This is a genomic window from Streptomyces longwoodensis (assembly GCF_001514125.1).
In the GTDB taxonomy this organism is placed as follows: Bacteria; Actinomycetota; Actinomycetes; order Streptomycetales; family Streptomycetaceae; genus Streptomyces; species Streptomyces longwoodensis.
Genome location: NZ_KQ948549.1, coordinates 349,713 through 370,211, shown reverse-complemented (window position 1 = coordinate 370,211; position 20,499 = coordinate 349,713). Strand labels below are relative to the sequence as shown.

12 protein-coding genes and 1 tRNA gene are annotated in these 20,499 nt (G+C 72.5%); 10 read left to right on the top strand and 3 right to left on the bottom strand.

Features of this window, described 5'->3' with window-relative positions; translation table 11 throughout:
* The first annotated feature begins 10 nt into the window (after positions 1–10).
* Genes AQJ30_RS01665 through AQJ30_RS01645 form a run of 5 tightly spaced genes read left to right on the top strand, consistent with a single transcriptional unit; the run spans position 11 to position 7,176 of the window.
* Positions 11–1,624 carry a PfaD family polyunsaturated fatty acid/polyketide biosynthesis protein gene (locus AQJ30_RS01665; RefSeq protein WP_067227876.1) on the top strand — a complete coding sequence of 538 codons (1,614 nt, stop codon included), beginning with the start codon at positions 11–13 and terminating at the stop codon, positions 1,622–1,624.
* Entirely contained in the window at positions 1,621–3,303 is a 1,683-nt protein-coding gene (locus AQJ30_RS01660) for an acyl-CoA dehydrogenase family protein (RefSeq protein ID WP_067227874.1), read from the top strand. Before AQJ30_RS01665 ends, AQJ30_RS01660 begins: the two co-directional genes overlap by 4 nt.
* A gap of 16 nt (positions 3,304–3,319) precedes the next feature.
* Complete coding sequence (locus AQJ30_RS01655; RefSeq protein ID WP_067227873.1) at positions 3,320–5,110, top strand: acyl-CoA dehydrogenase family protein; 1,791 nt, start codon at positions 3,320–3,322, stop codon at positions 5,108–5,110.
* Between the two features lie 55 nt (positions 5,111–5,165).
* On the top strand, positions 5,166–5,864 hold the full coding sequence (locus AQJ30_RS01650; protein ID WP_245726766.1) for a 4'-phosphopantetheinyl transferase superfamily protein: 699 nt from the start codon (positions 5,166–5,168) through the stop codon (positions 5,862–5,864).
* A gap of 22 nt (positions 5,865–5,886) precedes the next feature.
* Positions 5,887–7,176, top strand: coding sequence for an NAD(P)/FAD-dependent oxidoreductase (locus tag AQJ30_RS01645; RefSeq protein WP_067227870.1), 1,290 nt, complete (start codon positions 5,887–5,889; stop codon positions 7,174–7,176).
* Positions 7,177–7,194: 18 nt separating this feature from the next.
* On the opposite strand, the gene AQJ30_RS01640 is transcribed toward AQJ30_RS01645, so the two are convergent.
* Entirely contained in the window at positions 7,195–7,815 is a 621-nt protein-coding gene (locus AQJ30_RS01640) for a MerR family transcriptional regulator (protein WP_067227868.1), read from the bottom strand.
* A 141-nt stretch (positions 7,816–7,956) separates the two neighbouring features.
* Here AQJ30_RS01640 and AQJ30_RS01635 point away from each other — a divergent pair, with 141 nt between their 5' ends.
* The 5 genes from AQJ30_RS01635 to AQJ30_RS01615 all read left to right on the top strand — a co-directional run bounded on the left by AQJ30_RS01635 (position 7,957) and on the right by AQJ30_RS01615 (position 13,120).
* Positions 7,957–8,355, top strand: coding sequence for a DUF3291 domain-containing protein (locus tag AQJ30_RS01635; RefSeq protein WP_067228858.1), 399 nt, complete (start codon positions 7,957–7,959; stop codon positions 8,353–8,355).
* A 34-nt stretch (positions 8,356–8,389) separates the two neighbouring features.
* Complete coding sequence (locus AQJ30_RS01630) at positions 8,390–9,832, top strand: MFS transporter (protein WP_067227867.1); 1,443 nt, start codon at positions 8,390–8,392, stop codon at positions 9,830–9,832.
* Between the two features lie 267 nt (positions 9,833–10,099).
* A complete protein-coding gene (locus AQJ30_RS01625) occupies positions 10,100–12,238 on the top strand; it encodes an RICIN domain-containing protein (RefSeq protein WP_067227865.1) in 2,139 nt (712 codons plus the stop codon).
* Positions 12,239–12,336: 98 nt separating this feature from the next.
* Positions 12,337–12,411 (top strand) — tRNA-Leu (locus AQJ30_RS01620).
* Between the two features lie 70 nt (positions 12,412–12,481).
* A complete protein-coding gene (locus AQJ30_RS01615; RefSeq protein ID WP_067227863.1) occupies positions 12,482–13,120 on the top strand; it encodes a LysE family translocator in 639 nt (212 codons plus the stop codon).
* A gap of 80 nt (positions 13,121–13,200) precedes the next feature.
* On the opposite strand, the gene AQJ30_RS01610 is transcribed toward AQJ30_RS01615, so the two are convergent.
* Together AQJ30_RS01610 and AQJ30_RS01605 are read right to left on the bottom strand one after the other, a co-directional pair.
* On the bottom strand, positions 13,201–13,479 hold the full coding sequence (locus AQJ30_RS01610; RefSeq protein WP_067227861.1) for a DUF6959 family protein: 279 nt from the start codon (positions 13,477–13,479) through the stop codon (positions 13,201–13,203).
* Entirely contained in the window at positions 13,479–20,381 is a 6,903-nt protein-coding gene (locus AQJ30_RS01605) for a polymorphic toxin-type HINT domain-containing protein (RefSeq protein ID WP_245726765.1), read from the bottom strand. Before AQJ30_RS01605 ends, AQJ30_RS01610 begins: the two co-directional genes overlap by 1 nt.
* Between the last annotated feature and the right edge of the window lie 118 nt (positions 20,382–20,499).

The window sequence follows — 20,499 nt, the reverse complement described above, 5'->3', positions numbered from 1 at the left end:
GACCCCCGTCATGCAGACCCAGACCACTCCCCTGCGGTGGCACGGAGAGAGCGGCCCGCACACCGACCCGGCGGGCATCTACCAGGTGCTGGCCGACCTCGACCGGCCCTGCTTCGTCGTGCGCACCCCGTCCGGCGTCGGCGTGGTGTCCGGCGGCGGCCCCACCACGGGCGCGGGCGTGCCGCTGCTCGCGGCGGCCCCGGCGCTGCCGCCCCGCACGCTCGGCTCGCCCGCCTTCCTGGCCGCGCACGGTGTCGGCCACGCCTACATGGCGGGCGCGATGGCCGGCGGCATCGCCTCCGCCGACCTGGTGGTCGCGCTGGCCCGGGAGGGCTTCCTGGCCTCCTTCGGCGCGGCCGGGCTGCTGCCCGAGACCATCGAGAAGGCCCTGGTGCGGTTCGCCGCCGAGATCCCGGGGCTGCCGTACGCGGTGAACCTGATCCACAGTCCCAGCGAGGAGCGCCTGGAGCGCGAGGCCGTGGAGCTGTTCCTGCGCCACGGGGTGCGCTGCGTGGAGGCGTCGGCGTTCATGAACCTCAGCCCGCACGTGGTGCGGTACCGGCTCAGCGGACTGCGCCGGGACTCCTCGGGCGCGGTCGTCGCCGAGCACCGGCTGATCGCCAAGGTGTCCCGGCCGGAGACCGCCGAGCGGTTCATGCGGCCGGCGCCGGCCACGCTGGTCAGCGCGCTCCTCGAGCAGGGTCTGATCACCGCGGACCAGGCCGACCTCGCCAAGTACGTGCCGATGGCCGACGACATCACCGTGGAGGGCGACTCCGGCGGCCACACCGACCGCCGGCCGCTGACCGCGCTGCTGCCGACGATCCTGCGGCTGCGCGACACCGTCCAGCGCGAGCACCGCTACCCCGTGCCGATCCGGGTCGGGGCGGCGGGCGGCCTGGGCTGTCCCACGTCGGTGGCGGGCGCGTTCGCGATGGGCGCCGCGTACGTGGTGACCGGCTCGGTCAACCAGTCGTGCGTGGAGTCCGGCGCGTCGAAGGCGACCAAGGCGCTCCTCGCGGACGCCGGCATCGCCGACTGCGAGATGGCGCCGGCGGCCGACATGTTCGAGATGGGCGTGGAGCTGCAGGTGCTGAAGAAGGGCACCCTGTTCCCGATGCGCGCCAAGCGCCTGTACGAGCTGTACCAGGCGTACGACGGCCTGGAGGCGCTGCCCGACGCGGAGCGGACCCGGCTGGAGAAGCAGATCCTGCGGCGCCCGCTCGAGGACGTCTGGCAGGACTGCGTGGGCTACTTCAGCCGCCGCGACCCCGAGCAGCTGGCCCGGGCAGCGGACAACCCGAAGCGGCGGATGGCGCTGGTCTTCCGCTGGTACCTGGGCATGGCCTCGCGCTGGTCCACGGTCGGCGACCCGGACCGGGTGCTGGACTACCAGGTGTGGTGCGGTCCGGCGATGGGCGCCTTCAACGACTGGGTGACCGCCAGCTACCTCAAGGCGCCGGGCAACCGCCGGGTCGCCGACGTGGCCCACCACCTGATGCGCGGCGCCGCCTTCCAGACGCGGCTGGCGCAGCTGCGGGTGGCGGGCGTGCGGTTCCCGGCGTCGGTGTCCGACTACCGTCCGGTGCCGCTGGAGGCGCCGACCCTGGAGGGGGCCCGGTGAGCCCCGAGGAGCTGGAGCGCCTGCTGGGCGACCCGTACGACGCGGCCGGCCCGTACGGTTTCGCCGCGGCCGTCGCCCGCGACGAACGGGACGCGTTCCCCGAGGAGTTGTGCGCCGCGCTGCGGGAGGCCGGCTTCCACCTCGACTACCTGCCCGAGGAGTGGGGCGGCCGCTTCGTGTCGTTCGACCACAGCATGCTGCTGGTGCGCACGGCCGCCCGCCGGGACCTGAACGTGATGCCGGGCACGATGTTCGGCATCACGGCGGCGACCTGCCTGGCGCTGCACGGCTCGCCCGAGCAGCGCAAGCACGCCGCGGAGATCCTGGCGCGCGGCGGCGCGGTCGGGTTCGCCCTGTCGGAGGCCGACCACGGCAGCGACCTGCTGGCCAACACCGCCCGGCTGACCCCGGTGGAGGGCGGCTGGGAGCTGTCGGGCGAGAAGTGGATGGTGGGCCTCGGCCGGCGCTGCGAGGCGGTGTACCTGGTGGCGCGCACCGGTGAGCGCGGGCCGGGTGCCTTCTCGGCGGTCCTGCTGGACCTGCCCGAGGGGGCGGAACGCTGCGAGCGCAGCCCGGCCGTGCCGGCGAGCGGGATGCGCGGCATCGACTTCGCCCACCTGCGCTTCGACCGCTTCCCGGTGCCGGCCGACGCCCTGGTCGGCGCCGAGGGGCAGGCGCTGGAGTCGGTGATGAAGGCCCAGCAGGTGGTCCGGGTGATGTCCATGGCGGGCAGCCTGGGCTGCGCCGACACGGCCCTGCGGCTGACGCTGGACTTCGCGGCGCGGCGACGGGTGGGCCGGACGACCGTGCTGCGCTCGCCGTACCCGCGGCGGGAGGTGGCGGTGGCCTCGGCCGCCCTGCTGGCCGCCGACGCGGTCGCGCTGGCCGCGGCGCGCGGGATCCACGTGGCCCCCGAGGTGTTCAGCGTCTGGGGCTGCGCGGCCAAGCACGTGGTCGCGGAGAGCACGGAGGACGCCCTGCGCCGCTGCGGCACGGTCCTCGCGACGCGGGCGGTGCTGCGCACCGAGGGTCCGGGCGGCGGCTTGTTCCAGAAGCTCCAGCGGGACGCGGCGATCGTGCGGGTGATCGACACGAGCACCCTGGCGAACCTGCGCGCCTTCGCCGCCCAGCTGCCGTCGCTGCGGCACTTCGGCGGGGAGGACCGCGACGGGGCGGACCGCGCGGTGGCGGAGGTCCGCACGGTCTTCGACCTGAGCGCCCCGCTGCCGCCCTACGCCCCCGGCCGCCTGGACCTGACCGCCCGCGGCCACGACCCGGTCACCGCCGCCCTCCCGCACACCGCGCCGGACGTCCTGGCCCGGCTCACGCGGGACGGCGAACTCACCGCCGCGGACCTGGTCACGCGGCTGCTCACCGCGGTCGGCGGCTTCCCCGCCGAGCTCGCGGGCGCCGACCGGGACACCGGCCCGGCCGACCTCGCGGAGCGCTACGCCTGGCTGCACGCCGCCGCCTGCTGCGTGCACCTGGCGTGGGCCGACCCGGCCCACGGGAGGTTCACCCCCGCCTGGCTGGGCGCCTGCCTGGCCTACCTGCTCGCCCGCGCCGACGGCACGGACCCGCGCCGGGAGGCCGCCGCGCTCCTGCCGGCCGCGGACCTCGCCGCCGAACTGCACGCGGCGAACCGCCTGTTCAGTGTCCTCCCCGTCCACCTCGCCTGACCGTCGGAGACCCATCGTGCCCAAGGAAGACCTCACCGAGCTCGCCCGGCGGCTGGAGAGCCACCTGGGTGACCCGCACGACCCGGCGAGCCGCATGCCGTACGCGCGCGTGCTGGAGTACGACGAACGCGAGGACTACCCGTACGAGTTCGTCAACCTGATCCAGCGCTGGGGCGCCGCCGACTACTCGCTGCCCCGCGCCCAGGGCGGCAAGGCCGGTGACGTGGAGACCGGGTTCAACCTGATGCGGCTGATCGCCCGCCGGGACCCGACCACCGCCACCGCGTTCATCATCACCAGCCTGGCCTTCATGCCCGCCTGGATCGCCGGCACCGACGAGCAGAAGCGGGCCATGGTCGAGGCCGTCCAGCACGGCACCCGGTACGCCTGGGGGCTGTCCGAGCGCCACCACGGCAGCGATCTGACCGCCAACGAGACGACCGCGGTGAGGACCGACGGCGGCTGGCTGCTCACCGGCGAGAAGTGGCTGATCGGCAACGGCCGCGTCGCCGACGGCCTGAGCATCCACGCCCGCACCGACCCCCGGGGCGGCCCGGGCGGCTACTCGGTGTTCGTGCTCGACAAGCGCGCCACCCCGGCGGGCAGCGTGGACGAGCTGCCGCGCGAGCGCATGCACGGGCTGCGTGGCCTGGACATGAGCGGCTTCCGGCTGGACGGCGTGTTCGTGCCGGACTCCGCGCTGCTCGGGAAGCCGGGGCAGGGCCTGGAGATCGCTCTGAAGACCTCGCAGACGGCGCGGGCCCTGATCAGCGGGATCGCCCTGTCCGCGGTGGACACCGGCCTGCGGGTGACGCTCGACTTCACCGAGCGCCGCGAGGTGTTCGGGCGGGTCGTCAGCGACATTCCCTACTCCCGGCGGCAGTTGGCCGAGGTGTTCGCGGACCTGATGGTCGCCGACGCGGTGAGCCTCGGCGCGGTGCGCGCCCTGCAGGTGGTGCCCGAGCAGACCAGCGTGTGGTCGTCGGTGGTGAAGTACTTCGTGCCGACGCTGCTGGAGCGCACCTTCGCGCAGCTCAACGTGGTGCTGGGCGCCCGGTTCTACCTGCGCGACCAGCCGCACTACGCCATCCACCAGAAGATGCTGCGCGACCTGCCGGTGGCGAACTTCGCCGACGGCAACACGGTGGTGAACCTCAAGAACATCGCGCTCCAGCTGGAGGGGCTGCTCGCCACCGCGCGGGACGCCGGGCCGGACGTGCGCGCCGAGGCCGAGGGCAACGCCGAGGTGCTGTTCGGCATCGACCGGGAGCTGCCGCTGTACCGGCCGTGGGACCAGGAGCTGTTCTCCCGGGGCCGCGACGACGCGCTGATCGCGGCGCCGGCCGCGCTGGCCAGGCTGCGACGGCTGGCCGAGGAGGCCAAGCGGGAGGAGCGGCGGTGGCTGGAGCGGGCCGCCGAGGTGGCCGCCGAACTCCTCGCGCACGGCGACTCGGTGCGCGAGCGGGCCGGGGTGCTGAAGGCCGCGCTGGGCCGGGACTTCGGCCAGTCGGCCGAGCTGTTCGACCTGGCCAAGGAGTACTGCCTGCTGCACGCGGCCGCCGCGTGCCTGCACACCCATGTCCACTCGGCGGCCGCGCTGGAGGACCCGCTGCCCAGCGGGGCGCTGCTGCTCCTGCAGCTGGAGCGGATCCGCCGGCACCTCAGGCCGCACGAGGCGGTCACCGACGCGGCGGCGGTCGACGAGGTGATGCGGGTGCTGCGGCACCTGCACCGGGAGGACCGGCTGTTCTCGTACTGGCAGTTCCCGCTGGCCGAGCGCGGCGACCTGGCCGCGGCCGACCGCTGACATGGCCGCCGAGCGGACTGCCGGCCCGGCCGAGGACACCATCGCGCCTGCGAACTTGACGGACCGTCACCTGTGGTTGCTGCCCGAGGCGGCCACCGGAGCGTTCGTCGCGCGCATGGGTGGCACCGCCCTGCTGACCGACGGCGAGCGGGCGCGCTGCGAGCGCCCTCTCGCCGTGCGCAGCCGGCTGCGCCGGGTCGCCGCGCTGCTGCTGGCGCGGCACGCGCTCGGCGCGGTCTCCGGCCTCCCGGCGGCGGCCTGGCGCTTCCGGCTCACCCCGGACGGCCGGCCCGAGCCGTGCGCCCCGGCGGGCACCGGGCTGCGCTTCAACCTGTCGCACACCGACGGGCTGATCGCCTGTGTGGTCACCGACGCCGGCCGGGCCTGCGGGGTGGACGCCGAGCGGTCGCCCGCGGGCCCGGACGCGGTGGCCCACCTGCCCCGGCACTTCGCCGGGCCGGAGCGCGCCGACCTCGCGGCCCTCGCCGACGAGCGGGCGCGGGCGGCGCGGGTCGCCGCGTACTGGGTGCTGAAGGAGGCTTACCTCAAGGCGCTCGGCACCGGGCTGCGCCGTGCCCTGTCCGGCTTCGCCTTCACCGGTCTGCCCGGCCCCCGCATCGAGGTCCACGAGAGCGGACGGCCCGTGGCGGGCTGGCAGTTCGACCTGATCCGACCGACCCCGCAGCACGTGGTGGCCGTCGCCACCGAGCGTTCCCGGCCCGGAGGGCTGCGCACCGTGACCCTCTCCGGCTGACCCCACCCCGTAAGGAGCCCTGATGTCCGACAAGCCCAGCATCGCCGTCGTCGGCGGCGGCGTCGCCGGTATCTCCGCCGCCTACGCCCTGCGCGAGCACGCCCACATCACCCTGTTCGAGCGCGAGGACCGCCTCGGCGGCCACGCCAACACCGTCGAGGTCGAGGACGCGGGCCGGGTCCTGGGCATCGACACCGCGTTCGTGGTGTTCAACAAGCCCGCCTACCCGAACCTGGGCGCCTTCTTCGAGGAACTGGGCGTCGCGCACCAGCAGTTGGTCAGCGGGTTCAACTTCTTCGACCTGGACGGCCGGTTCCAGTACGGCAGCGACGAACTGGACCTGCCGGAGGAGGAGATCCGCGCCCGCTACCCGGAGTACTTCCAGACGATCTGGCGCGAGGCCCGGCGCTTCCACGAGGAGGGCCGGCGGGACTTCTTCCGCAAGCGCACCAACCTGCCGATGGGCGAGTACCTGGACCGGGGCGGCTACAGCCAGGAGTTCCGCTACGGCTACTTCATCCTGCTGTGCAGCGCGGTGTGGTCGGTGCCCGCGGAGCTGATCTGGGAGATGCCGGCCACCACGGTGATCGCGTTCTTCATGGCGCACGACGAGGGCGGCCTGGGCGGCCGGCGCGTCGACTGGCGCACGGTGACCGGCGGTTCGGTGTCGTACGTGCGCAAGGCGATCGCCGCGATCGACCCCAAGACCCGGCTGTCGGAGCCGGTCACCTCGATCCGGCAGGAGACCGACGGCGTCCTCGTGCGCACCGCCTCCGGCGAGGAGCGGTTCGACTACGCGGTGGCCGCGACGCACGGCGACGTCACGCGCGGCCTGCTGGAGAACCCCACCGAGCGGCAGCGCGCGCTGCTGGCGCCGATCCGCTACAACCGCTCGTCGGTGGTCCTGCACACCGACGCCTCCGTGATGCCCGGCGACCGCGACCGCTGGGAGGCGTGGAACTACGGCAAGGTGACGGTGGGCGGGCAGCCGCGCACGTACGTCGCCTACTACATGAACAAGCTGCACGGGTTCACGTCCGACACCGACTACTTCGTGACGCTGGACTACCCGCTGGAGGTCCGCGAGGAGACGGTGATCCGCACCTTCCCCTACGAGCACCCGGTCATCGACATGACGCTGCGGGAGGCGCAGCGGACCATCTACCAGGTCAACGAGGGGCCGCGGGTGAAGCTGTGCGGCTCCTACTTCCACTCCAAGCAGCAGTACCACGACCAGATCGGCTCGCACGAGGCCGCGTTCTCGTCGGGCAAGGAGGCCGCGGCCCAGCTGCTGCGGGAGCTGGGCGCCTGACCCCCGGGGCCGGCGGGGTCACTCGGCGGTGTGCCGGCGGGCCGACTCGTTCTCCTGGGCCATGCGCCGCAGCGCCATCAGCGCGGGCTCCAGGAGGACGGTCAGCAGCAGGGCGCGCTCGGCGGTCTCCAGCGGGTCGTCCAGGCCGGTGAGCTGGTCGAGGTCGAGCACGGCGGTCCGCTCGGCGAGGCGGGCGTAGGGCAGCAGGGTGTGCGCGTCGACGGGGACGCCGAGGGAGCGCAGCGAGGCGAGGGTCTCGGCCAGGGTGGCGCGGGCGGGGGCGGCCTCGTTCACGGCCCAGCCGAGCTCCTTGACCAGGGCGTCGACCTCGGCGGTCTCCGGGGGGTGCGCGGCGGTCTCGTCGGACAGGCGGACGGCGCCGAGCGCCAGGCCCAGCACCAGGTGGGTGTCACCGGTGTGCTCGGTGAGGGCATCCAGCACCTCGCGGGTGGTGGACACCGACAGTCCGCGCACCCCGGTCAGCGCGCGGACCAGCCGGAGCCGGCGCAGGTGCTGGTCGTCGTACTCGGCCTGGGTGGCGGCGGTCTGGCGGCCCGGCGGGAGCAGGCCCTCTCGGAGGTAGTACTTGATCGTCGTCACGGAGACGCCACTGCGGCGGCTCAGTTCGGAGATGCGCATCGGATCGGCTCCGCCCCGCTCTGGAAACTGGATACCTCTACTGTCTAACATAGATAGTGAAGGTATCCAATGGGTCCCCTCGGGTCCCTCGCCCTGCCCGCCGTCCGCCGTCCCGCCTCCCACCCGAAGAAGGCCGCAGCCATGCCCACCCTGCGCTGGACCACCGTCCACACCCCCGCCCCGGACGCCGAGGCGTTCGTCATGGCGTCCCGGCTGGAGGTCCGCTCCCTCTCCGACGTCCCGCGCTTCTTCGTGAAGTCCCTCGCCTCCTGGAAGCAGGTCTGCCGCGCCCCGGGCGCCTACGGCGCCTCACTGATCGCCGAGCCCCTCAAGCGCACCTTCTGGACGCTGTCGGCCTGGCAGGACAAGGACGCGCTCTACACCTACGCCCGCACCGAGCCGCACAAGTCGATCATGATCGGTCTGCGGCCCACGATGAAGGACTCGGTCTTCACGTTCTGGCAGGTCCCGGCGGCCGGGCTGCCCATCGACTGGTCCGACGCCAAGCGCCGCCTGGCCGAGCAGGCCGCGAGCGCCTGACCCCCCGCCGACGGTTCACCCCCTGGAGATCCCCATGACCCTGTCCGAAGAGACCCCGGTCCTCGACGCCGGCCGGGCGGCCCCGGCCCCCGAGGGCCGCCGCGTGCCGCTGTGGCTCGCGATCGTCGCGTGCAGCGTGCCGATGTTCATGGTCGCGCTCGACAACCTCGTCGTCTCCACGGCCCTGCACACCCTGGCCGTCGACCTGAAGGCGAACACGCAGGAACTGCAGTGGTTCGTCAACGCCTACGTCCTCAGCTTCGCCTGCCTGCTGATGACGGGCGCCGCGCTCGGCGACCGCTTCGGCCGGCGCGCGGTCTTCGTGGCCGGCATCGTCGTGTTCACGCTGGCCTCCGTCGGCTGCGGCCTGTCCGACACCAGCGCCCAGCTGATCACCTTCCGCGCGGTCCAGGGCTTCGGCGCCGCCGCGGTGATGCCGCTGTCGCTGACCCTGCTGTCCCAGGCCGTGCCCGAGCGGCTGCGCGGCATGGCGCTGGGCGTGTGGTCCGGCGTCAGCGGTCTGGCGGTCGCCATGGGCCCGGTGGTGGGCGGCGCGGTGGTGGACGGCCTCGACTGGCAGTGGATCTTCTGGATCAACGTGCCGGTGTGCGTCGTCGCCATCCCGCTGGTGCTGTTCGCACTGCGCGAGAGCTCGCTGCCCGGCGTGCGGCTCGACCTCGTCGGCATGCTCCTGGCGGCGGCCGGACTGTGCGCCGTGGTGTGGGCCATCGTGCACGGTGAGCCCGACGGCTGGACCTCCGGCAAGGTGCTCGGCGCGTTCGCCGCGGGCGCGGTCCTGCTGGCCGTCTTCGTCGTCTGGGAGGCCCGCACCGACGAGCCGATGCTGCCGCTGTCGTTCTACCGGGTGCGGGCCTTCACCCTCACCAACGTGGTCTCCGCGACCATGTACTTCGGGGTGTTCGGGTCGCTGTTCCTGCTCGCGCAGTACCTGCAGATCGTGCCGCCGCGCACCCCGCTGGAGGCCGGTGTGCGCACCCTCGCCTGGACGCTGATGCCGATGTTCGTCGCCCCGGTGGCGGGCATGCTCACCGACAAGGTGGGCGGCGGCCGGCTCATGGCGCTCGGTCTGTTCCTGCAGGGCGTCGGCCTCGGCTGGATCAACCTGGTCGCCGACACCGACACCGCGTACTCCTCGCTGGTCGGGCCCATGGTCGTGGCCGGCATCGGCATGGGCTTCGTCTTCGCGCCGACGGCCGCGGTGGTGCTCGGCTCGGTGTCCAAGGAGCACGCGGGCAAGGCGTCCGGCGCCAACACCACCGTCCGCGAGATCGGCGGCGCGCTGGGCATCGCCGTGCTGAGCACGGTGTTCGTCGCCCACGGCTCCACCCGCGACCCGCAGCAGTTCGTCGACGGCCTGCACCCCGCGGTGTGGGTCGGCGTCGCGGTCGTCCTCGCCGGGGCGGTGTGCGCCCTCGGCATCCCGCGCCGCCCCCGCCCGGCCGACCAACCGTCCTGAACCCAAGCACATTCGGCGCGAGAAGGGCCCGTCCGGACCGGCTCCGGGCGGGCCTCCGCCGTACCCGCACGTCCGATGGGGCGGCGTCACACCAACCCCCTTACGTCAAACCTTACTTCACCCCTTGACGTAAGTGGTCCATACCTTTAGGTTCACCGGCACCTCCTGATCCCCCACCCCTGAGGAGAGCTGGTGTCCCCCCTCTCACGTCGGCCCCGTCCACCCCGTCCGCCCCGGACGGGCCGCCGCGCCACCGTCGTCACGGCGGTGCTGGCCACGACCGCCGCCGCCCTGCTGACCGCGGCCCCGGCCGAGGCGGCGCCCACCGCCCTGCCCACCGGCTGGGCGACGGTGATGAACGCCGCGAGCGGCCGGTGCCTGGACGCCCGCGCGGCGGCGACCGCCAACGGCACGGCCGTCCAGCAGTACTCCTGCAACGGCACCACCGCCCAGCAGTGGTCCCTGACGGCCGCCAGCGACGGCTATGTACGGCTGGCGAACCGCAACGACAGCAACCAGGTCGCCGACGTCGCCGACGTGTCCACCGCCGACAACGCCCCGGTCCACCTGTGGAGTTACGGCGGCGGGGCCAACCAGCAGTGGCTGCCGGTCGACGAGGGCGGCGGCGCCTACCACTTCGTCAACCGCAACAGCGGCAAGTGCCTGGACGACCCGGGCGCCTCCACCGCCGACAGCGTGCAGTTCGTGCAGTACCCCTGCAACGGCACGGCCGCCCAGCGCTTCCAGGTGGTTCCCGTGACCCAGTCGAGCAACCCCGACCTCGGCCCGAACGTCGTCGTGTTCGACCCGTCGATGTCCTCCGCGACGATCCAGAGCCGCCTGAACTCGATCTTCCAGCAGCAGGAGAGCAACCAGTTCGGCTCCCAGCGCTACGCGGTGATGTTCAAGCCGGGCGCCTACTCCGCCGACGTCAACGTGGGCTTCTACACCCAGGTGCTGGGGCTCGGCCTCTCCCCCGACGCGGTCACCGTCAACGGCGCGGTGCACGCGGAGGCCGACTGGTTCCAGGGCAACGCGACGCAGAACTTCTGGCGCGGCACGGAGAACCTCTCCGTCAACCCGACCGGCGGCAGCGACCGTTGGGCCGTCTCGCAGGCGGCGGCGTACCGCCGGATGCACCTGCGCGGCAACCTCGCACTCGACGACAACGGCTGGTCCAGCGGCGGCCTGCTGGCCGACAGCAAGGTCGACGGGCAGGTGAACTCCGGCAGCCAGCAGCAGTGGCTGACCCGCAACTCCCAGCTCGGCAGCTGGACCGGCTCCAACTGGAACATGGTCTTCGTCGGCAGCCAGGGCGTGCCCGGCACCAGCTTCCCCAAGCCCCCGTACACGACGGTCGCCCAGACCCCGGTCAGCCGGGAGAAGCCGTTCCTCTACGTCGACGGCGACGGCGCCTACCGGGTGTTCGTGCCGTCCGTGCGCACCAACTCGACGGCGACCAGCTGGGCCGGCGGCACGCCCGCGGGCAGCTCCCTGTCCCTGGACACGTTCTACGTCGTGAAGCCGGGCGCGACCGCGGCGCAGATCAACGCGGCCCTCGCGTCGGGCAAGAACCTGCTGGTCACGCCGGGTGTCTACCACCTGGACCAGACGCTGCAGGTGAACCGCGCCGACACCGTCGTCCTCGGCCTGGGCCTCGCCACGTTCGTCCCGGACAACGGCGTCACCGCGCTGAAGGTCGCCGACGTGGACGGCGTGAAGATCGCCGGGCTGCTCGTCGACGCGGGCACCACCAACTCCCCCACCCTGATGGAGGTCGGCCCCGCCGGCTCCGCCGCCTCGCACGCGGCGAACCCGACCTCGCTGCACGACGTGTACTTCCGGGTCGGCGGCGCGGGCGTCGGCCGGGCCACCACCAGCCTCGTCGTCAACAGTGACAACGTCATCGGCGACCACATGTGGATCTGGCGGGCCGACCACGGCAGCGGCGTCGGCTGGACCAGCAACACGGCCGACACCGGACTGGTCGTCAACGGCGACGACGTCACGATGTACGGCCTGTTCGTCGAGCACTACCAGAAGTACCAGACCGTGTGGAACGGCAACCGCGGCCGCACGTTCTTCTACCAGAACGAGATGCCGTACGACCCGCCGAACCAGGCGGCCTGGACCAACGGCTCCACCCAGGGCTACGCGGCCTACAAGGTCGCCGACTCGGTGACCTCCCACCAGGCGTACGGACTGGGCAGCTACTGCTACTTCAACGTCAACCCGTCCGTCGCCGCCGAGCGTGCCATCGAGGCGCCGAACACCCCGAACGTGCGCTTCACCAGCATGGTCACGGTGTCCCTGGGCGGCACGGGCACCATCCGGCACGTCGTCAACGGCACGGGCGGCCCGTCCAACTCCTCGACGAACGTGGCGAACCTGACCTCCTACCCGTGAGCACCCCGCTCACCCCGTGAGGAGCCGGCCGCCCCCTGAGCCGGGCGGCCGGCTCCCGCCGGGGAGGGGACCACCGATCCCCTATGATCGACGGCAAGGCGGGGTCGTAGCACAGAGGTAGTGCGCCGCGACAGCATCTCGGAGGACGCCGGTTCGAATCCGGCCGCCCCGCCCCCTTCCGCACCACGGCCGACGCGTAAAAAGGACGGGAACGCCGGGCCCCCGGCGTGCTTCCATGGCCCCATGCCAGCCACCGACCGTCTGCTCGCCTTCGCGGCGATGTCCTTCCTGCTGATCGTGGTCCCCGGGCCCAGCGTGCTCTTCGTCGTCGGCCGGGCCCTCGCCCAGGGCCGCCGGGCCGCGCTGACCACGGTGGTCGGGAACACGCTGGGCGCCTACGTGCTCGTGGTGGCCGTGGCGCTGGGCGTCGGGTCGCTCGTGGAGCGCTCCGTCCTGGTGTTCACCGCCCTGAAGCTGGCCGGCGCGGCCTACCTGGTGTACCTGGGCGTCAAGGCCTGGCGGCGGCGCGGCTCGCTGCGGGCGGCGTTCGCCGTGGAGGGGGCCGGGCGGGGCCGGCTGCGCACCCTGTGGGAAGGGTTCGCGGTGGGCGTCGCCAACCCCAAGACCATCGTGTTCTTCGCGGCCGTGCTGCCGCAGTTCGTCGACCGGGAGCAGGGGCACGTGGTGGCCCAGATGCTGCTGCTCGGCCTGGTCTTCAACGCCATCGCCCTGGCGTCCGACAGCGTGTGGGGCCTGACCGCGGCCACCGCCCGCACCTGGTTCGCCCGCTCTCCCCGCCGCCTGTCCCTCGTCGGCGGAGCCGGCGGCCTCGCGATGATCGGCCTGGGCATCGGGGTGGCGGCGACGGGCCGCAAGGACTGAGCGGGACGGACGGGGGGTGGTTCCCGGTCGGGAACCACCCCCCGTCGCGTCACCGGCCTGGTGCGGGCCGACTCGGTTCGTCAGCGCACATAGGGAAGGCCGAGTCCCGCGTCGCGGGACACCGCCTCGTAGGCCGACAGCATCGAGGCGATCTGCTCCTGGATCTCCGCCAGCGAGAACTTGGCGTCCTCGACGTCACCCGCGTCCAGCTCGGCGGCCAGCCCCTCCACGGCTTCCTGGAGCACCTTGAGCGTATCCCCCTGCACCGCGAGTGCGGGGTAGCGGCGGCCCTCCACCTGCACGACGGAGTAGTTGCCCAGAACGGCGAGGAGCGTGGCCGAGGGCGTGTGGTCGGTCATCAGTTCCCCTGCGGGTAGAAGGTGATGTGGGGCCTCGAGGGGTCGAGCGGCCCGGTGAAGATGTCCTGCCGTCGCCCGACCCCGAGGGTGACGTCCGCCTTCGGCAGTGAGCCCGACACTGAGTGCTTGGTGCGGCTGTTGATCCCGGTGATCACGTAGTCCCAGTCCGACTCGGCGTGCCACCCCTTCGGGTTGACGTCCGAACGCGGCCCGATGGTGCGGCTGCCGACGACCGAGATCGGCTTGCCGATGCGGTTGGCGGCGTTCTGGATGCGCCGAATCTCCGAACCGGTCAGGTTCGTCAGGTCGGCGCCCGCTCCCGCGGTGGGACCGCACGGAGTGGAGTTGTGGACCAGCACCGGCGTGGCCCCCGCCAGCACATAGTACGTGTGCAGGTCCGCCACGGTGAGGTTGTGCACCGTCGCCGGTGTCGACCAGCGGTGGACGGCGCTGATGCGAACCGTGAGGCCGGACTCGGTGCGCAGGCGTTCGCCCGTCGCGAGGTCGGTGGCGTCGATCCACCGGTGCAGCTCCGGGACCCAGAACGGGTGGCCGTCGGTCGCGGTGACCGACACCGTCCGCTCCCCCTTCGCGTCCTTGACCGTCAGGGTGATCCGCACCAGGTGCTTCAGGCCCTTGCCGGTGATCTCCGCGGTGACCGTCTTGGCCTCCGTGCGGCCCGTCCTCGGATCGGTGGCGAGGACCTTGTCCCCGGTCCGCACCTCCTCGATCGGTTTGGTGGTGCCGTCCGCCATGAGGACGGTCGTGCCGGGGACGAAGCTGTTGCAGGGGTTCTCGTCGGCGCCGTAGCGGGCGCCGAGGTACCCCATGAAGGCCATGTTCACGTAGCCCTCGATGGCCGCCCCGCGCGCCACCTCCCTTGCCTTCTCCGCACAGGACTTGGGGTGGTAGGCACAGTAAGTGGCCGCGATCTCCTTGGCGGTGTCGGCCTTGGCGTCGTCACCGTTGTGCAGGATGTAGAGGTAGGCCTGGCGACAGCCCTCCCGGCCGTAGCAGGCCTGGCCCTTGTCGGCGCTCTCGTAGACGGGGTTGTCCCAGAAGTCGTCGGAGAACTCACCGATCATGCTGCGGGAGAAGTAGTCCGACAGCTTGTCGACGTCGTTGGTGACCGGGGTGTTGCGGGCCACCCAGGCCCGCTTCTGGGCCTGCTGGTGCTTGTAGATGTTGCCGCGCCGGTAGTCGGACGTCCCGGTCCTCGGGTCGTAGCCGACATCCTGCTGCATCTTCCTGGAGCAGTACTTCAGGTCGTACTGGCAGGAGTTGGGCCGGGAGCCGATCTCCGTGCCGGCCGGGTCGGAGTAGGTGAGCGGGTTGTTGTTCGCGTAGGTGTAGCCGTGCATCTGCTGCGGGTCGTCGGCCGTGTAGACCGGGTCGACCGACAGGAAGCGGCCCGTCGCCGGGTCGTACTCCCGGGCCCCGAGGTGCGTGAGCCCGGTGGAGGTGTCGTCGGTGCCGCCGACGAAGCCCTTGGTGCCGGGCCAGTTGGCGGGCCCGGAGCCGCGCACGCCGCCGAAGGGCTTGGTGCGCCGCTGGGTGAGGGCCTGGCTGGCGGCGTCCACGGACAGCTGGGCGGTGCCGTGGTGGTCGGCCAGGGTGAAGGAGAGCGCGCCGTCGTCGCTCTGGACGGCCTGGTGGCCGCCGCCGAGGTCGAAGTACCGGGTGGCCTTCGCCGTGGTCGCGCCCTTGGCCAGGGTGATCTCGGTGGGACCGAGGTACAGCGTGGTCGCGGTCGGGGTCCGTCCGACGAGCCGGTTGCCGTCGGCGTCGTACAGGTACTCCGTGACCTTGGGACTGCCGTTCTCGACCGGCTCGGTGACCTTCGCCAGGTGGCCCTCCGCGTCCCAGTCGAGGGTCTGGGAGGTGCCGTTGCCGAGCAGCCGGGTGTGGGTGTCACCGCTGTCGTCGTAGGTGTAGCTGTCGGTGGACTTCACCGTGCCGGTGACGGTGTCCACCGAGGCCAGCCGGTGGGAGCCAGGCTTGGGGTAGTGGTAGGTGCGCTCGGTGTCCGTGCCGCCCGTGGTGCTGTGCGCGGTCTCGGTGAGCCGGTTGCCGACCAGGTCGTAGGAGTAGGAGTCCCAGTAGGGCGCCGGGCCGCCTAGGACGGAGCTGCTCGGGGTGTCCGCGCAGGCGGGGGTGGACTGCGTCCAGGCCTGGGTGAGCCGGCCCAGGTAGTCGTAGGCGAAGCACTGGTCGTCCGTGCCGGAGCGGGAGGTGTCCGACACGGACAGGACGTTGCCCGCCTCGTCGTAGGCGTAGGTGTTGAGCTGGTCGACGCCCGCGACGTCCTGCCGGTCGACCCGCGAGGTGGCCAGCCGCTGGGTGCCCCACTCGTAGGTGTTGGTCTCGTAGGTGCTCTTGCCGCCGTTGGCGGCGAAGGCGTACTGCAGCGGCTTGCCGGTGAAGCTGTAGCGGGTGCTGCCGGTCAGGTCCTGCGGTCCGCTGACGCCGACGGGCCGCAGGGTGCCGTCCTCGTAGGTGTACGTCACGGTCGTGGCCGCCAGCGCACCCGCCTTCGGGTAGCCGACGCCCTGCACGGTGCCGGACGCGTTGTAGGTGGTCGCCGTGAGGTAGGTGCCCTGCAGGGCGCCCTCGGCGGCGGGGATCGTCACGGACGTGCGCAGCGGCCGGTAGAGCCGGTCGTAGGCGACGACCTTGGTGCTGTACGCCTGTCCCCCGCTGTAGCGGATCGACTCGGCGAGGCGGCCCTTGGCGCCGCTGACGGTGTCGTAGACCCACTTGGCGCGCAGGGTGCCGGTGGCGGAGCCCTCGCGCAGTTCGGTCTGGCGGCCCTGGCCGTCGTAGAGGTGCGCGAGGACGGTGCCGCGGGCGTCCCTGGTGCTGGTCAGCTGACCGCGGTCGTCGTAGTCGTAGTGGATCGCGCCCTTGTCGGGGTCGGTGGTGTCGGTGGTGCGGCCCAGCAGGTCGTACGTCCACGTCCAGCCGTTGCCGGCCGGGTCGGTGACCTTGGCCGGGGCGCCGCTCGGCGTGTAGGCGTAGGAGGTGGTGTCGTAGGCGGCCTCCGGGCTGCGGGCGTGCAGCAGGCGCAGTTCGGTGGTCCGGCCGCGCGAGTCGTTCAGGGTGGTGGTGGCGGTGCCGCCGACGGGCGGGATGACGGTGGTGCGGTCACCGCCGTAGATCGTCCGGGTGACGCCCAGGACCTTGCCGCCGTCGCCGTTGCCCGCGACCCGGCGCTCCTCGGTCGGCCGGCCGAGGCCGTCGTAGGTGTGCCAGGTCTGGGTCTCCACGGCCAGCGCGTCGTCGAGCTTGAACAGCGTCGTGGACGGCGCGGTCCGGTCGGTGTAGTACGGCGCGAACTCCTTGGCCACCAGGCCGCGTTCGTCGTAGAAGGTGTCGGTCAGCAGGGTGCCGCCGGCGGGGCCGGGCGACTGGGTCTGCCGGGGGCGCAGGAACCCGTCGTAGAAGGTGTACGAGGTGTCCTGGGCGCCGCTGTTGCCGATGGTCCGCGTCCCGACCACGGCCGGCTTGCCCTCGGTGAGGGTGTAGGTGAACTCGTAGTTCGGGGTCTGGCCGGTGGTGCGGTCGGCGAGCCACACCTTGGTGGCGCGGCCGAGCGCGTCGTAGGCGTAGGTGGTGACCTTGCCGTTGGTGTCGGTCTGGGTCGCCTGCTGGCCGCGCAGCGGTTCGTAGGTGGTGGTGCTGGTCGTGGTGGTGGTGCTGTCGCCCGGGGTGGCGGGCGGGGTGGTGACGGTGGAGCTGGTGGGGAAGCCGGTGGTGGGGCTGTACACCGTGGTGGTGGTCCGGCCGTCGGAGCGGGCGGTGCGCGTGAGGGTGCCGGCCGAGGTGACGCTCACGTCGGCGGTCAGGTCGGTGGAGGACAGGGTCCGCCCGTAGGTGTCGACGGTGGAGCCGGACTCCAGGTAGACGGCCGTGGTCCCGTCGTACTTCCTGAGCTTGGCGACCCGGGTGGCGTCGCCCTTGGTGGCGGGGGCGCCGTAGGCCCCTCCGTCGTAGGCGGTACGGGTGTCGGAGACGACGTCGGCCGGGTGGCTGGTGGTGGCGCCGCACGCCTTCGCGACGGTCTCCACCCGCACCGGGGTGTTGAGGACGACGCTGCCCGTGACGAAGGTCGTGCGGGTGCACTGGTCGTCGTCGGGGGTGGAGGTGTCCCCGGCGTCGTCGGTCTGGGTGATCTGGCCGGTCGCCGGGTCGAAGGTGTTGGTGGTGGAGGTGGTGCGCCACTTGGCGCCGGCCCCGTCGTCGAGGGAGGTCCAGGTGCGGGTGTTCTCGGTGCCGCTGAGGTCGGCGGTGACGGTGCCCCAGTCGCGGACCTTGCGGGCCGTCTCCTTGTGCCAGGGCCGGCTCACCGTCTTGGCCAGCACCGTGCCGCCGGGTCCGGAGTAGGTGACGGTCCGGTACGAGAAGCCGGCCGCCGAGGCGTGGTCGGTGAGCGGGTCGCCCTCGCCGGACTCCAGGGCGACGCTGACGGACTTGGTGCCGCCGGAGGTGCTCTTGCGGTCACCGTCCATGCCGCGCAGGAAGTAGGAGTCGCTCTGGGTCCGCATCGCGGCGGCGCCGCCCTGTCCGCCGGTGCGCACCCGGACGTGGCCGTAGCCGCGCCACTCCGACCAGGTCTTGAACGTGTCCTTGGTCATGCCGTCGGCGTCGTCGTAGTGCCAGGCGGCGCCGTCCAGGTAGTCGTACTGGGTGACCTGGTCGGGGGCGCCGCCGGTGCGGTCGGTGGAGGTGACCGTGTTCACCACGTACTTGTTGAACCACTGCCGCTCGGGATCGGTGGTGGAGCTGCCGCCGATGTACTGCGGGAAGCAGCGGGTGGTGTTGGTCTCGGGGGTGGGCAGTGCGTTCGCGTCGCACACCGGGTCGGAGTAGCCGACGTCGATCTGTCCGCCGGACTCGTCGGCAACGGTGGACAGCCGGGCCTTGATGAACGGGGCCCAGCCGTCACCGGTCCGGTCGAGCCGGTTGGCGAGCTGGGTGTAGGCGAAGGTGACCTTCGGCGTGGTGATCGAGGTGGTGCTGTCGTAGCCGGTGCGCTGCACGGAGTCCAGCAGCAGTTGGTAGTCGATGTCGGCCTGGCCCCAGCGGTGGGTGAGCTTCCAGGTGTCGACCTTGCTGTAGGCGCCGGAGACCAGGACCTTGGTGGTGACGTCGGTGAGCCGCTTGCGGGTGAAGAACGCCGGGGAGACGCGGCCCTTGTCGCAGTCGGTGCCCGCGTCGCAGTTCAGGTCCCACGGGGTGTCGTACCAGTGGGAGGCGTCGGTGGCGATCGACGCGCAGGTGGTGGTGGAGTCGGGGAGGCACCGCTCGGAGCTGGTGAAGTCGACCAGGGCGAGCGCCTTGCCGGTGTAGACGGCGTTGGACCGCAGCCCGTACTCGATGCGGTCGAGGGTGCCGCCGCGGACGTACGGGGTGTCGTCGGCCGCCTTGAGGTTGCGGCCGTAGGAATTGCCCTCCTTGTCGTAGTAGTACGCGACGGCGTCGCCGTGCGTGTCCACCACGTAGTCGAGGTTCCAGCGGTAGCCCTGCTGGCACCAGGAGTCGGCGAAGGCGGCGGCGTGGCAGGGCTCTCCGGCGTCGTCGCCGAAGACGGGGACGGTCCAGGTGGAGTCGGTGGTCTCGTTGCCACTGGCCCAGCCGGGCAGCCGGTTGTAGCCGAAGTAGTACTGGGTGCCGTCGGAGGCGGTGACGCGCCAGTACTCGTCGTTGCGGGCGCCGTTGGAGCGGACGTCGCCGGTGGAGCCGTAGATCCGCTCGACCTTGGTGCCGTCGTCGTCCTTGAGCTTCCAGGTGTTGGTGCCGCTGGGCACCAGTTCGCCGCCGGCGCCGTTGAGTTCGAGGACGGCGTTGTCGTAACCCCAGCACAGGTCGCCGGGTTCGTTCCCGTCGGCGTTCTTCACGTCGTCGTCGGAACACGCCTTGTAGCGGCGCTCGATGAAGCCGGGTGAGAGGTCGAAGCCGTCGCCCACCCAGGACGCCTGGTTGTTGGTGTTGCCGGTGCGGCCGTCGATCGCGCCCGAGGAGTACGACAGGGAGACGTTGGGGACGAGCCCGCCCGGCACCTGCGGCACGGCCATCGGGTACGACCAGGCGAAGGAGCCGCTGTTGAGGTCGGTGCTCCAACTGGACGACGCAGAAAGGGAGGTGGCCTTGTAATCGCCGAGGCCGCTGCCGGTGTCGGCGGCTGCCGCGAGCACCGTGGCGGAGGACGCGCCGAGCGTGACCGCCTGCGCGGTGAGGGTCTTGTGCTCGGTGTCGTTGACCGTCCGCACCGGCCGGGCCGTGCGGCACTGCGGCTGGTCGGGGGTGCTCAGCACGCAGGCGGGCAGCTGCACCAGGCGCAGCCGCTCGCCGTAGCCGCCGCCGTACGCGCCCGCGAAGGAGGCGTAGTCGAGCCCGGCACGGACGGCTCCGGCGCCCTGGGCGGTGCCGGGGCGCAGGGTGAAGACGGGGCCGTCGAGACCTGCCCTGCGGGCGAACGCCCGGTCCAGGAGGCGGGCTTCGACGGTGCCGGTGGCCGCCTTCCTCCCCCGGCCGACCCGCGTGTCGAGCGTCAGCGGCAGCCCCTTGACGTGGGGTGCCGTGCCGGCGGACCGGGCGGCGGCGGTCCGGGCGAGGTCCACGGTCGCCGAGCCGGCCTTCGGCCACGCCCGGGCGGGGGGCTCCTGCGGAGTGCGGGGACCCTTGGCCACCGTGCGCGGGACGGCCTTGCCCGCCGGGCCGCCGGCGAGCGACGTCTCCGCGGCGGGCAGCGCGGGCCGGTGCCAGCCGCCGGCGGCGGCCGGGACGGCGAGGCCCTGGAGCAGGGTCGCGGTCAGCACCCCGGCGGTGGCCAGGGCGACCCCGCGCCGGGGTGGCCGGAGTGTGCGGAACGGGCTGAGCAGTCTGCGTGGTCCGGATCTCATGGTCATCCCTCGTAGTCCCCTGTGCGCTCCCGGATGGACTCGGGCGCGGTGGCATGACGTGTTCCGTGCGGGCGGTGACGTCCCGCGGGACGTCCGGTCCGGGCCACTGGGCCGGACG

Excerpts from the sequence above, each read along its gene's own strand:
- AQJ30_RS01665 (WP_067227876.1), top strand. The coding sequence starts at position 11 with ATGCAGACCCAGACCACTCCCCTGCGGTGGCACGGAGAGAGCGGCCCG.
- AQJ30_RS01645 (WP_067227870.1), top strand. The coding sequence starts at position 5,887 with ATGTCCGACAAGCCCAGCATCGCCGTCGTCGGCGGCGGCGTCGCCGGT.
- AQJ30_RS01640 (WP_067227868.1), bottom strand. The coding sequence starts at position 7,815 with ATGCGCATCTCCGAACTGAGCCGCCGCAGTGGCGTCTCCGTGACGACG.
- AQJ30_RS01635 (WP_067228858.1), top strand. The coding sequence starts at position 7,957 with ATGCCCACCCTGCGCTGGACCACCGTCCACACCCCCGCCCCGGACGCC.
- AQJ30_RS01630 (WP_067227867.1), top strand. The coding sequence starts at position 8,390 with ATGACCCTGTCCGAAGAGACCCCGGTCCTCGACGCCGGCCGGGCGGCC.
- AQJ30_RS01615 (WP_067227863.1), top strand. The coding sequence starts at position 12,482 with ATGCCAGCCACCGACCGTCTGCTCGCCTTCGCGGCGATGTCCTTCCTG.
- AQJ30_RS01610 (WP_067227861.1), bottom strand. The coding sequence starts at position 13,479 with ATGACCGACCACACGCCCTCGGCCACGCTCCTCGCCGTTCTGGGCAAC.
- AQJ30_RS01605 (WP_245726765.1), bottom strand. The coding sequence starts at position 20,381 with ATGAGATCCGGACCACGCAGACTGCTCAGCCCGTTCCGCACACTCCGG.